The sequence below is a fragment of the Streptomyces thioluteus genome (assembly GCF_039535865.1).
The window spans coordinates 1-12,584 of record NZ_BAAAXZ010000002.1 but is presented as its reverse complement, the minus strand read 5'-3'; the positions used below and the strand labels follow the sequence as shown (position 1 = coordinate 12,584).

Here is a 12,584-nt window from a genome sequence, read left to right as displayed (position 1 = left end):
CATCGAGCGAGGCAGCCGCAACGCCGCCCCCCGCCGCCCCCACCACCAGCAACCCCGCGCTCACCATCAACGTCACATGCAGACCGTGCACAAACGCATCCCGCGCCGCCGCCCGCAACGCCTCCCCCGCCGCGCCCCCGAGCCGCTCCGCCCACCTCGTACGCCTCGCCCAGCGAGTGACTCGCCGCGGCCGACGCCGCGCTCGGCACGCCGGGCGTGCCGGTGACGCCGGGCGCGTAGGCGGCGTTCATGACGCTGCCCAGCAGCGCGATGCCGATGCCCGCCCCCAGCTGGTAGGACGTCTCGCCAATCGCCGCCGCCCCGCCGGCCTCCCGCTCGGGCGCCTCGCTGAGCATCGATTCGTACGCCCCCGAAGAGCGTGGTCTCCAGCCCGAGGCCGAGCAGGACGAAGCAGCAGACGAGCGTGACCGGCCGGTCGTCCCGGCCCATCACGGTCAGGGAGACGACCGCGAGGGCCGTGAGCGCGAAGCCGGAGCAGACCATGGTGCGCGGTCCGAAGCGGGCGAGGACGCGGGAGCCCGCGAGCCCCGCGGCCATCGCGGCGAGGGTGAGCGGCAGCAGCCGCAGCCCGGTCTGCAGCGGGCTCAGGCCCAGCACGAGCTGGAGGTACTGCGCGGCGACCAGTTCCAGCCCGACGAGGGCGAGCATCGCCAGCACGATGCACCCGACGGAGACCCCGAACGCCGGCCGGGCGAACAGCGTCAGGTCGACGAGCGGATGCGCGCGCCGCCGCTGCCGGCGGACGAACAGGACGAGCAGGACGGCCCCGAGCGCGGCCGGCACCACCGTGAGCAGCGACAACGGCTCGGCGCCGCCGATCCGCTTGACCCCCCAGCACCACGCCGAACAGCCCGAACGCCGCCATCAGCGCGCCGAGCACGTCCCACGGCCCGTCCTTGTCGCCGGTGGACTCGGGCAGCAGCCAGCGGCCGACGGGGAGGCTGACGGCCATCAGCGGGAGGTTGATGAGGAAGACCGAGCCCCACCAGAAGTGTTCGAGGAGGAGCCCGCCGAGCAGCGGCCCGGCGGCCGCGCCGACCGCGGCCACCGCGCTCCAGACGCCGATGGCCACGGCCCGTTCCCGGCGGTCGGGGAAGACCTGCCGGAGGATGGAGAGCGTCGCGGGCATGATCATCGCGCCGCCGGCGCCGAGCAGCGCGCGGGCCGCGATCAGCACCTCCGGCTCCGTGGCGAGCGAGGCGAGCAGCGAGGCGATCCCGAAGATCCCGTAGCCGAGGAGCAGCACGCGCCGCCGGCCGACCCGGTCGCCGAGCGTCCCGAAGAGGATCAGCAGGGAGGCGCAGACCAGCGGGTAGACGTCCACGATCCAGAGCAGCTGGATCGCCGAGGGCCGCAGGTCCTCGGTGACGGCCGGGACGGCGACGTGCAGGACGGTCGCGTCGACGGCGACGAGGAGCAAGCTGACGCAGAGGACGACGAGCACCGTCCAGCGGTTCGCCCCCCGCCGCGCGCGGCGGCACGGGCCGCCGCGCCGCTGCCGCGGAAGACCGCACGGAACGGCCGGTGCGGGCGGTCGCCGTTCCTGACATGCGCACCTCCGTGTCGGGTCCCGGCCCGCGGCGCCGAGGGACGGGCGATACGACAGGTTACGCGAGTCGCGGCAGGTCACAGCCGCCAGCCCGCCATGGGCGTTCGCGGTGGGGGGCGTCGGATGCTGGACAATCGGCCGGTGACCGATCTCGCCTCGCCCTCCGGCATACGCACCGGCATACGCGCGGACCGCGCCGCCCCGGCGGCGGGAGCGCTGCGGCGTGCCGCCCCGGCCCTGCTGGCCTACGCGGCGGTGCGGACGCTGGGGATCGCGGTCCTCGCGCTGTGGGGTCTGACGACGGGCAAGGACGCGCACCATCTGCTGTCGGGGCGCTGGGACTCGGTCTGGTACGCGCGGATAGCGGAGGACGGCTACGGCTACACGCTGGCGCTGAGCGGCGGCAAGGTCCACTCCGATCTCGCCTTCTTCCCGTTGCTGCCGTGGCTGGAGCGGCTGCTGGCGTCCGCCCTGCCGCTGTCGGCGGCCGACGCCGGGCTGCTGGTGAGCGCGGTCTCCTCGCTGTTCGCGGCGGCGGGGATCTTCGCGATCGGCGACCGGCTGCACGGCCGGCGGGCCGGCGTGGCCCTGGTGGTGCTGTGGGCGGCCCTGCCGGTGGGCGTGGTCCAGTCGATGGCGTATTCGGAGTCGCTGTTCACGGCGCTGGCGGCGTGGTCCCTGTACGCGGTGCTGACCGGCCGCTGGCCGGCGGCCGGCGTCCTGGCGGCGCTGGCCGGGCTGACCCGCCCGGTCGGGGCGGCCGTGGTGGCGGCCGTGTGGATATCCGCCGTGGTGGTCCTCGTCCGCCGCCGCCCCGGCCGCCGCGAGCGGTGGCGGATGCTGCTGGGCGTGGCGCTGGCCCCGCTGGGCTGGCTGGCGTACGTGGTGTGGGTCGGCGTGCGGACGGGGAGCCCGGCCGGCTATCTGGACGTCCAGGGCGGCTGGGGCAACGGCTTCGACGGCGGGCTGGCGTTCGGCGCGTTCATAGGGGAGCGGCTGGCGGGACCGGCGTTCCCGGCGGGGCTGGCGCTGCTGGCGGGAGTGGCGCTGGTGGTGTGGCTGTACGTGGCGGGGGCGCGGCGGGGACAGCCGCTGCCGCTGCTCGTCTACTCCGGGACGGTGCTGCTGCTGGCCCTGACGGCGAAGGGCTACTTCGGCTCGAAGCCGCGGCTGATGCTGCCGGCCTTCCCGCTGCTGCTGCCGCTCGCGGTGGCGTTGGCGCGACTGCGCACGTCACGGGCCGTGCCGGTGGCGGGGGCGGTGGCGCTGGCCGCGGCCTGTTACGGAGCGTTCTGGCTGAACGGCTCCGGCCCACCATGATCATTTTCTCCGGGGACCCCGGCCCGCCCTCCCCCGGGCGGCGGGAAACGGTCCGGAACACCCCGTCCAATCCCCGATAAACGTCCGCGTAAAAAAGCGGGAAAGAACGCACCGGGGCGCTCGACTGCCGCCCGGCCAGGGATTCTTTAGCCGTTTCTTATTTCCCCGGACCGCGTTCCGGGGCCACCGGATCAAACGCGCCGAAAGTCGTGTTTGAGACGCATTCCACATCACATCGTCATCACAAAACTGCGCGATCGGCCGGACCCTCCCATCACGCAATGTAACGTCGATTGGGTGCGTACCAACGACGAGCCCGCCCCCGCCGAGGAGCGCCCGAGCGAACCCCCGCGACCACGGATGACCCGGACCCGCCTGGGGATCTTCGTGGCGACCTCCGTGGTCTACGCGGCGATCGTGGTCGGTGTGCTGACCACGTCCTGGCCCGTGCGTTTCGACTGGCAGGTCATGCTCTTCCGGCCGTACAAGCAGTGGCCCGAGATCCACACCTTCCTCGACTACTTCGTCGTGCTGGGCCAGCGCGGCCCGACGGCCGTCGCGGTCGCCGCCTGGCTGGGCTGGTGCGCGTACCCAGCGGAAGACGCTGCGTCCCCTGCTGGTGCTGGGCACCTCACTGCTGCTGCTCAACGCTACCGTGGGCGCCGCGAAGATAGGGATGGGCCGATTGGGTCCGCACTACGCGACCGAGATCGGCTCCAACGAGATGTTCGCCGGGGGCGACATATTCCCCTCCGGCCACACCGCGAACGCGGTGGTCACCTGGGGCGTCCTCGCCTACCTGGCCACCACGCCCCGGGCCCGCCGGATCGCCTCGGTGAGCGCGGCCCTGCTGGCCCTGGGCGTCGGCATGACGACGGTCTACCTCGGTACGCACTGGATGAGCGACGTCACGCTGGGCTGGACCGCCGGCCTGCTGGTGCTGCTGGCCCTGCCTGGTTCGAACACGCTGATGGAGCGGGCCGAGTCCTGGCTGCTGGCCGTCCTGGGCCCGGCTGCGCGAGCGCCGCGTGTCCTGGCCCCGGCGGTGGCGACGGCCCCCGATCGTGGGCTGTGGGGCCGCGCGCCCCGGCCGTACGACACGGCCCCGGCGCGCGAGCCGGTGGGCGCCGCCTCGCGGGCCGTACGGCAGGCCGAGAACCGGCCCGGGCCGCGGCCCGGACGCACACGCCCCGTTCGGAGCGGGACGCCGGTCACCCCCGGCGGCAGCCGCCGGCCGCCGCAGCGCACCGGCGCCGGCGGTCCCGGCGACGGGCCGCGGACGCGCCAATCGGCTGAGCGACCGCATCGCGAAAGGGCCGCCACCTCGTCGAGGTGGCGGCCCTTTCGCATGCCGGGCGTCAGCCCTTCCAGCAGCGCCGCACGAGGCCGTCCGCCACCTCGAGGTTCAGCCGTCCGATCACGTACTCCAGGGTGATCACGGTGTCCGCGGCAGCGCGCGGACGGTCGTCCAGCCCCGGGCCGGCGGGCCCGGGCGGCCGCGCCCTCGGCGTCGAGACCCACGTACTCGTCGGGGTCGTCGGTCGTGGGTCCGTCGGCAGGTTCGGCAGGGGCACCATGGCAGCCACCGTAGCCCCCGGGGAGCGCCCCCGGCAGCCCGCGGCGGGACGCGCACCGCCCGCCTCCGACCCACCACGGGTCACACTTCTGTCACAGAAATCCGCGGCCGTGTTTACGGGGGCCCACATCACTCCCACGGGTCGTCTTTCGTCCCCGCTATCCGGCCCAGGGAACTCCGGTTGAGAATACGCGCGGCCCACCGCACCGCCCCGTAAACCCCTTTCCGGGTTCCACCGGAATTCGGTGCGGAGATCCTTTTCCGTCGTGCCCGGAAAGAATTCCACGAGCCCCCGGAACGTTCCCCGCAGGCTGTGGAATATTTAATTCCGGATAGCCCGGAGAGGTCCGGAGGCCACCACGACGACGGGCGCCCCGGCCCCGCGCTAGCGGACGGGCGGCCGCTCGTCGACGCGGATCGCCAGGTCGTTGTCGGCGGTGTAGTACGGGCCGGCCTGGGCGGGCGCGTAGGGGGCGTCCACCGGCTGGGCCGGGTAGACGAAGACCTGGCCCTTCTCCGCCACGTCGTCCAGCAGCCGGGCGACGCGGGCCGCGGCCGACCCGTCCGCGGGGCGCAGCCACAGGTCCCAGACCTCCGGGCCGCCCTCCCAGGACTCGCACAGCTCCTGGAGGGCGAAGGTGAACGAGAAGTCGTGGGCCCGCTCGCGGTCACCGGAGCCGTACGGACCAGCTGCGCGTCGCGGCGGCAGCGCGCCTCGGCGACGGCACCGGCGAGCCACTCCTCCGGGTTCCCCACCCGGTGCAGCGTGCCGGCCACGGTGATGCCCTTGGCGTCGATCCCCAGATCGCCGGCCTCGGCGTGCGGGGCCCGCTGCCAGCTGCGCAGCGAGAGGTTGCCGTGCTTGGTGGCGTAGGGGATGCGCACCGCGAGCGGCGAGGTGCTGAGGCCGGGCCGCCGGTCCACCAGGGAGCGCAGGTCGGCCAGGCCCGGCAGCAGCCGCGTCGGCTCCGCGTCGCCGCGGCCCAGGTATACGTCCCAGCGGCCCTCGGGCAGCGGGACGGTGCTGGGCAGGACGGCGCGCAGGCGGCCGTCGCCGTTGGGCGTGAGCGGCAGGCGGACCTCATCGTCGGGGTTCTCGACGGCGTTTCCGCCCCGGCGGAGCAGCACCAGCGCCGCCGACCAGTGGCCGGAGGCGTCGGCCCCCTCGGGGGCGTCGAGGTCGAAGGTGAGTCCGCCCGCGGAATCCGCGATGCAGTCGGCGCGCGGCGCGGCAGACACGATGGTGAACTCCTCGGGAACGGTGGAGCCCGCGTCGGCGGGCCCGGCGGGGGTCGGGGAAGGCGTCATGCGGCACGCACCCGTCGCAGGGCGGACCGGCTCGCATCCTTGGTCTTCAGGGCACCGCTGAGCAGGGCCCCGCGGGTGCGGTGCAGGGAGTCGCGCAGGGCGCCGCGGCCGGTGAGGTCGCCGAAGAGCCGCTCGTAGCGCCCGGCGATCTCGGCGGGGTCGAAGCGGGCCGAGCTCTCCAGCGCCGCCCGGCCCATGCGCCGGCGCAGCTCGTCGTCCTCGATCAGCTTCAGCAGCCCGGCGGCGATGGCGTCGGTCTTGCCGACCGGCACCAGCAGGCCGTCGGTGCCGTCGGTGATGATCTCGCGGGGACCGTGCGGACAGTCCGTGGAGACCACGGGCAGACCGCAGCGCATCGCCTCGACGATCGTCATGCCGAACGACTCCAGGCTGGAGGTGACGGCGCCGATCGAGCCCTTGACCCACTCCGCCTCCAGCGGATTGGCGGGGCCCATGAGGAAGACGTGGTTGTAGAGACCCAGCTTGTCGACGAGGGCGCGCAGCTTGGCCTTCTCGGTGCCGGCGCCGTAGATCCGCAGCCGCCAGTCCGGCCGTTCGGCCACGACCTTGGCGAACGACTTCACGAGCACGTCGTAGCGCTTGGCGGGGGCGAGCCGGCCGGCGGCGATCACCCACTTCCCGGACGAGTCGGCGGGGGCGACGGCCGGCGCGGGCACGCTGTTGGGCACGGCCTCGATGCGCACGCCGGGCAGCCGCATCAGCTTGCGGTAGGTGCGCGCGTCCGCCTCGGTCACGGTGGTGACGGCGTCGAGCCGGGGGTAGTGGGTGCGCAGCGCCAGCTTCAGGGCGGAGGAGTGGGTGCTGAGCGTCAGGTGCTCCTGGCCGACCCGGGCGACGCCGCGCCGGGCCTGCTGGGCGATGTGGACGTTGAGGCCGGGGCGGGTGCCCACGACCACGTCGCACTCCAGGCTCCGGAGGTGGTCGGCGATGCGCCGGTCGGTGAGCGCGCTGTACTGCTTGTAGCGGCCCTCGGCGGCGGGGAAGACGGTGGCGGGGCGCTCGTACTCCGGGTCGTCGCCCTCGTACCCCGGGCTGCCCTTGCGCAGGTCCACCAGGTGCCGCAGGCGCACCTTGCCGGACGGGGCGAGGACGGGCTCGTCCCTGTGCCGGAAGACGGAGACGACCTCCACGTCGTGGTGCTCGGCGAGCGTGCTCGCCAAGTTGTACGTGGTGCGGATGGTGCCGCCGATGCCGTAGGCATTGTGAATCAGGAATGAGATGTGCATTCGTCCCCACAGCCGGTGTGCGTGCCCGGTGGCGCGCCTCCAGAAGATTAGACCGTACTGACGATCAGGAGGTTGGCCCCGGTCCTCGACTCGATCACGGAACGATGAGCATTCCATGACGCGGGGCGGCGGGTTCGCGCCAGGTTCGGGATGCCGCGAAGCGCCCTGGCGCGAGGGCGTGACCCCGGCCGTGGGTCCTCCGTTGTCTTCGTTACGAGCCGGGAACCGCCCGGACGCCCCCGCCCACGCACCGGAAGTACGAGGAGCCCCCGTGCCTCGCATGCTCGACGTCAGCGACGAAGTACGCGCCGAGATCGGCGACGAAGAAGCGGACCGCCTGCTCGGGGGCGACAACGCCCCGGGCACCTACGACTGCACCTCGTGCCGCACCCCCGGCAACAGCGAGCGGGAACGCACCAGCACCGTGCTGTTCGTCGGCGAGGAGACGGCGGTGCTCGCCTTCGCGCACGCCTCCTGCATCCCCTCGCAGGTGGTCCCGGTCTCCGAGGAGCAGCTCCAGGGCGCGGTGCGGTCCATCACCGGCGGCGCCGGGCAGCAGCCGGAGTCCGACCTCCCGCTCCAGGCGGAGCTGGGCGTCACCAGCGGCCTGCTGCTGGTGGGCGGCGAGGTGCAGCCCGCGCTGGTCGTCGAGCCGCTCGTGCCGATCGCCCGCCCGGGCACGACCGGCCCGGTGGACGTCTTCCTGGAGCTCCTCGGCGAACAGGGCTTCTCCCACGATCACCGCCCTCGACCAGGTGCCCGAGCGGCTCCCGGGCTGGTCGGTGCTGCTGGTGATGGGCAAGCTGCACGCGGTGCTCCAGCCCAACGCCAACGGGGGCGCGCCGGTGGCCTGGTGGCAGGCGCACCAGGCGATGCAGGTGGCCGACGAGTGGCGGTCCCAGGTCAACAAGTCGGGACAGGTGCTCGTCTTCGCGGCCCCGGTCGGCACGATCGGCCAGCAGCCGCGCGAGGACCTGCTGCGGGAGGCGATGGACCGGGCCGCGGCCGCGGGGAAGCTGGTGGGCGCGGCGATGCCGCTCGCGGGCACATGATCGACGGCGTGCGCCCCGGGGTGAACCGGCGCACCCCTGTTTCCCCCTGCCCCGGGGAAGGATTCGTGCCCCGGGCCGCATCCGATGGCCCGCGGGGTCGTTGGCTGGGATGTGTACTCTTACGAACCCGCTTCCCGGACCTCGTACCAGAACTACATCCCCGGCATGCGCCCACCCCGCGACGCCGCCCAGAGCCGCCCCGCCTCGGTGACCCCGATCTTCGACGCCCTCTGCTCCGAGTACCGCCGCTCCTTCCGCACGCTGCCCGGCGACCGGGCGGCGAGGAGGAGCTGGGCTTCAAGGGGTTCGGCCTCCCGCAGCAGGGCGCGGGCACGGGCCAGGGGTACTACGGCCAGCTCACCGGGCACTCGCCGTACCCGGGGCACACGGGCTGGTCGGGGAGCTGGGACACATACCAGTCGCACGGGCGGCAGCGCGGGCAGTTGCCCGCGCTGCCGCCCGGTTCGCGTGACGGACGCATGCGCGGCGGCTTCTAGCCGCGCTGCCGTCCGCTCCTTCTCGCGGCTCCGCCGCGCGTGAGCCGCCCGCTTCTCGCGCACGGGCACGCGCACCGAGATGTGGATCGGCGTCCCCGCGAAGCCGGCGGCAACCTCCCGGGGACAACCCCCGTACCCCCGGCCGCGCGTGAGCCGCCCGCCGACTACTTCTTGCGGCCGCGCTTCTCCCGCACGCGCACCGAGATGTGGATCGGCGTCCCCTCGAAGCCGAACTCCTCGCGCAGCCGTCGCTCGACGAAGCGGCGGTAACCGGCCTCCAGGAAGCCGGAGGCGAAGAGGACGAACCGCGGCGGCTTGGTGCCCGCCTGCGTGCGAAGAGGATGCGCGGGCTGCTTGCCGCCCGGATGGGGTGCGGGTGGGCCGCGACGAGCTCGCCGAGAGGAAGGCGTTGAGCCGGCCGTGGGCACGCGGGTCTCCCACCCGGCCAGGGCCGTCTCGATCGCCGGGAGCGAGCTTCTCCATGTGCCGGCCCGTCCGCGCCGACACGTTCACCCGCGGCGCCCAGGCGATCTGGCCGAGCTCGGTCTCGATCTCGCGCTCCAGGTAGAAGCGGCGCTCCTCGTCGAGGGTGTCCCACTTGTTGATCGCGAGCACCAGTGCCCGGCCGGCCCTCGACGGCCATGGTGATGATCCGCTGGTCCTGGACGCTGATGCTCTCGCTCGCGTCGATGAGGACGACGGTGACCTCGGCCTTCTCGACGGCGGCGGCGGTGCGCAGCGAGGCGTAGTAGTCGGCGCCCTCCTGGAGGTGGACGCGGCGGCGGATGCCGGCGGTGTCCACGAACTTCCAGGTCCTGCCGCCCAGCTCGATCAGCTCGTCGACCGGGTCCCGGGTGGTGCCGGCCAGCTCGTTGACGACGACCCGCTCCTCGCCCGCGACCTGGTTGAGCAGCGAGGACTTGCCGACGTTCGGGCGGCCGACGAGGGCGATGCGGCGGGGCCGCGACGGCGGTGCCGAAGGTCTGGGCCGGGGCCCTCGGGGCAGCGCCTCCAGGACCGCGTCCAGCATGTCGCCGGTGCGCGGCCGTGCAGGGCGGGAGGACCGGGTGGGGCTCGCCAGGCCCAGCGACCAGAGCATGCGGCGTCGCCTCGGCGGAGGGGCCGTCCACCTTGTTGGCGCACAGCACGACCGGCTTGTTGGCCCGGCGCAGCAGCTTGACGACGGCCTCGTCGGTGTCGGTGGCGCCGACGGAGGAGTCCACGACGAAGACGACCGCGTCGGCGCCTCGATGGCGAACTCGGCCTGGGCGGCGACGGAGGCGTCGATGCCGAGGACGTCCTGCTCCCAGCCGCCGGTGTCGACGACCTTGAAGCGGCGGCCGGCCCACTCGGCCTCGTAGGTGACGCGGTCCGGGTGACGCCGGCCGGTCCTCGACGACCGCCTCGCGGCGGCGATGATGCGGTTCACCAGGGTGGACTTGCCGACGTTGGGCGGCCGACGACGGCGAGGACGGGCAGCGGGCCGTGGCCGCGCCGCGGCGAGCTCGTTCTCGACGTCCTCGGCGTCGAAGCCCTCCAGCGCCGCGAGCTCCATGAACTCCGCGTACTCGGCGTCGCCAAGCTCACCGTGCTCGTCGCCGGTGTGGATCTGGTCGTTCATGGAGTCCGTTCCTCGTTCGTATGGTCGGCGGACCAGGCAGTCCGCTACTAAGTCTCGTTCAGCGCCCGGTGAGGCGCTTGCTTCCGCCAGGTGCGCGCCCCAGCCGCCGCTGGATGCGTACGGTCGCCTCGTCCAGCGCCGTACGGGTGCGCCGCCCGCTGCCGTCCCCGGCGTCGAGGCGTCGCCGAAGACGACGTCGACCCGGCCCGCGCAGCGGCGGCAGGCCGGGGACGAGGCGTCCCCTGCGCTCGGTGCTGCCCAGCACGGCGACGGGGACGACCGGCGCCCCCGAGCGGAGGGCGAAGTAGGCCAGGCCCGCCCGCAGCGCAGGCGAAGTCGCCCTCGCCCCGGGTGCCCTCGGGGAAGATCCCCAGGACGCCGCCCCCGCTCCAGGACCTCCAGCGCGCCGGGGACGGCGCCGCGGTCGGGCGCCCGAGCGGTCCACCTCCAGCTGGCCGATGCCGCGCAGGAAGGGACCCAGCGGGCCGGCGAACGCCTCCTCTTGATCAGGAAGTGCACGGGCCGGGCGCGGTGCCCATCAGCATCGGGCCGTCGATGTTGTGGAGTGGTTGACGGCCAGGATGGCCGGGCCCCGCGGCGGGCACCCGCCAGGCGCCCAGCACGCGGGGCTTCCACAGCCCGTACATCAGGCCGATGCCGATCCGTCTGCCGACGGCCGCACCGGAGGCGGCGGGTGTCACGCGGACCGCTTCTCTGTGCTTTCGGTCGCGCTCACCGCCTCGACTCCGCTCCGGCCGAGTGCTCCGCCCTCGTTCCTCGGTCGGAGCCCTCAACCTGCGCTGCGTCTCGGCTGCGCCGCTCCTCCACGAGGGTCACCACGCACTCGATGACCTGCTCAGCGTGAGCTCGGTGGTGTCCACCTCGACCGCGTCCGCGGCCTTGGCGAGCGGGAGGTCTTGCGGCCGGAGTCGGCGGCGTCCCCCGCTTGACCAGGGCGGCCTGGGTGGCGGCCAGGTCCGCGGTGTCCTTGCCCTTCAGCTCGCCGTTGCGGCGCGGCGCGCGCGGGCCTCCGGGGGAGGCCGGTCAGGAAGATCTTGAGGTCGGCGTCCGGCAGCACGGTCGTGCCGATGTCCCGGCCCTCGCGACGATGCCGTGCGGGGCCGCGGCGGCGATCGAACGCTGGAGCTCGGTCAGCCGGGTGCGGATCTCGGGGACGGCGCTGACGGCGCTGACCGCGGAGGTGACCTCCTGGGTACGGATCGGGCCCGCGGCGTCGGCACCGTCGACCGTGATCGTGGGCGCGGACGGGTCCGTACCGGAGACGATCTCGGGCTTGCCGGCCGCGGCGGCGACGGCCGCGGCGTCGTGGACGTCGATGCCGTTGGTCAGCATCCACCAGGTGATCGCCCGGTACTGCGCGCCCGTGTCCAGGTAGCGCAGTCCCGAGCTTGGCGGCCACGGCCTTGGAGGTGCTGGACTTGCCCGTGTACCGGAGGGGCCGTCGATGCCGACGATGACTGCTGCCGGCGCGGTCCTGGCGCGGTTTCCACGGTGTCGGACACCTTCCTCCGTGCCACGTTTGTCGAAATAGCCCTACGTATTCAGGCTTCCCCCAAGGTTACTGGCTCGCCGGAGCGGATCGCGCCGCCGCGATCCCTACTGGCGCAGGGCCCAGCCCCGCTCGCGCAGGGCGCGGTGACCACCGCGGCGGCCTGCGGCTCGACCATCAGCTGGATCAGGCCGCTCTGCTGGCCGGTCGCGTGTTCGATGCGGACGTCCTCGATGTGACGCCCGCGCGGCCGGCATCCGCGAAGATCCGGGCCAGCTCGCCCGGCTGGTCGCCGATGAGGACGGTGACCGACTCGTACGCCGCGGGTGCCGCGCCGTGCTTGCCGGGGACGCGGGCACGGCCCGCGTTGCCGCGGCGCAGCACCGCCTCCAGGCCGTCGACCGCCTCCTCGGCCGGGCCCGCGCCGTCCAGGTCGCGCAGGGCCCGCACGGTGGCGGCGAGGTCGGTGGCGAGGCCGTCGAGGACGTCGGCGACCGGGCCGGGGTTGGCGGAGAGGATGTCGAGCCACATCCGCGGGTCGGACGCGGCGATCCGGGTCACGTCGCGGATGCCCTGTCCGCACAGCGCACGGCCGTCTCGTCGGCGTCCTCCAGCCGGGCGGCGACCATGCTGGAGACCAGCTGGGGGGTGTGCGAGACGAGGGCGACGGCCCGGTCGTGGGCGTCGGCGTCCATCACCACGGGGACCGCCCGGCACAGGGGCGACGAGTTCGAGGGCGATGTTGAGGACCTCGGTGTCGGTGTCCCGGGTCGGGGTCAGCACCCAGGGGCGGCCCTCGAAGAGGTCGGCGGAGGCCGCCAGGGGCCCGGAGCGCTCGCGGCCGGCCATCGGGTGGGTACCCCAGGTAGCCGGAGAGGTCGCA

7 protein-coding genes and 6 pseudogenes are annotated in these 12,584 nt (G+C 73.8%); 3 read left to right on the top strand and 10 right to left on the bottom strand.

The features are described from left to right. Nucleotides 1–34: 34 nt before the first annotated feature. Nucleotides 35–1,465 (bottom strand): annotated as a pseudogene (locus tag ABD794_RS00190) (MFS transporter); the annotation flags it as partial. Between the two features lie 228 nt (nucleotides 1,466–1,693). Between ABD794_RS00190 and ABD794_RS00185 the strand changes: the two are divergent. Together ABD794_RS00185 and ABD794_RS00180 are read left to right on the top strand one after the other, a co-directional pair. Then, nucleotides 1,694–2,890 carry a hypothetical protein gene (locus ABD794_RS00185; protein ID WP_344960271.1) on the top strand — a complete coding sequence of 399 codons (1,197 nt, stop codon included), beginning with the start codon at nucleotides 1,694–1,696 and terminating at the stop codon, nucleotides 2,888–2,890. 360 nt (nucleotides 2,891–3,250) lie between these two features. Next, nucleotides 3,251–4,325: pseudogene (locus tag ABD794_RS00180) on the top strand (phosphatase PAP2 family protein). Here the strand turns inward: ABD794_RS00180 and ABD794_RS00175 are convergent. The 3 genes and pseudogenes from ABD794_RS00175 to ABD794_RS00165 form a co-directional block, all read right to left on the bottom strand. Next, nucleotides 4,249–4,467 (bottom strand): annotated as a pseudogene (locus ABD794_RS00175) (proteinase inhibitor I78). The pseudogenes ABD794_RS00180 and ABD794_RS00175 overlap by 77 nt on opposite strands. Before the next feature lie 384 nt (nucleotides 4,468–4,851). Continuing rightward, nucleotides 4,852–5,205, bottom strand: coding sequence for a hypothetical protein (locus ABD794_RS18390; protein ID WP_425585885.1), 354 nt, complete (start codon nucleotides 5,203–5,205; stop codon nucleotides 4,852–4,854). Nucleotides 5,206–5,770: 565 nt separating this feature from the next. Beyond that, on the bottom strand, nucleotides 5,771–7,021 hold the full coding sequence (locus ABD794_RS00165; protein WP_344960270.1) for a glycosyltransferase family 4 protein: 1,251 nt from the start codon (nucleotides 7,019–7,021) through the stop codon (nucleotides 5,771–5,773). A gap of 271 nt (nucleotides 7,022–7,292) precedes the next feature. On the opposite strand from ABD794_RS00165, the pseudogene ABD794_RS00160 reads away from it, so the two are divergent. After that, nucleotides 7,293–8,073 (top strand): annotated as a pseudogene (locus ABD794_RS00160) (hypothetical protein). A 152-nt stretch (nucleotides 8,074–8,225) separates the two neighbouring features. Here the strand turns inward: ABD794_RS00160 and ABD794_RS18385 are convergent. From ABD794_RS18385 to ABD794_RS00125, 6 genes and pseudogenes are all read right to left on the bottom strand, one after another. After that, on the bottom strand, nucleotides 8,226–8,441 hold the full coding sequence (locus tag ABD794_RS18385; RefSeq protein WP_425585884.1) for a hypothetical protein: 216 nt from the start codon (nucleotides 8,439–8,441) through the stop codon (nucleotides 8,226–8,228). Next, a complete protein-coding gene (locus ABD794_RS18380) occupies nucleotides 8,431–10,191 on the bottom strand; it encodes a GTPase (RefSeq protein ID WP_425585883.1) in 1,761 nt (586 codons plus the stop codon). Before ABD794_RS18380 ends, ABD794_RS18385 begins: the two co-directional genes overlap by 11 nt. A 58-nt stretch (nucleotides 10,192–10,249) precedes the next feature. Next, a pseudogene (locus tag ABD794_RS00140) lies at nucleotides 10,250–10,838 on the bottom strand (lysophospholipid acyltransferase family protein). Nucleotides 10,839–11,047: 209 nt separating this feature from the next. Continuing rightward, a complete protein-coding gene (locus ABD794_RS00135; protein WP_344960269.1) occupies nucleotides 11,048–11,269 on the bottom strand; it encodes a hypothetical protein in 222 nt (73 codons plus the stop codon). Continuing rightward, complete coding sequence (locus ABD794_RS00130; RefSeq protein WP_344960308.1) at nucleotides 11,236–11,658, bottom strand: (d)CMP kinase; 423 nt, start codon at nucleotides 11,656–11,658, stop codon at nucleotides 11,236–11,238. The genes ABD794_RS00135 and ABD794_RS00130 overlap by 34 nt, the downstream gene beginning before the upstream one ends. A 150-nt stretch (nucleotides 11,659–11,808) precedes the next feature. Continuing rightward, a pseudogene (locus tag ABD794_RS00125) lies at nucleotides 11,809–12,584 on the bottom strand (prephenate dehydrogenase); the annotation flags it as partial.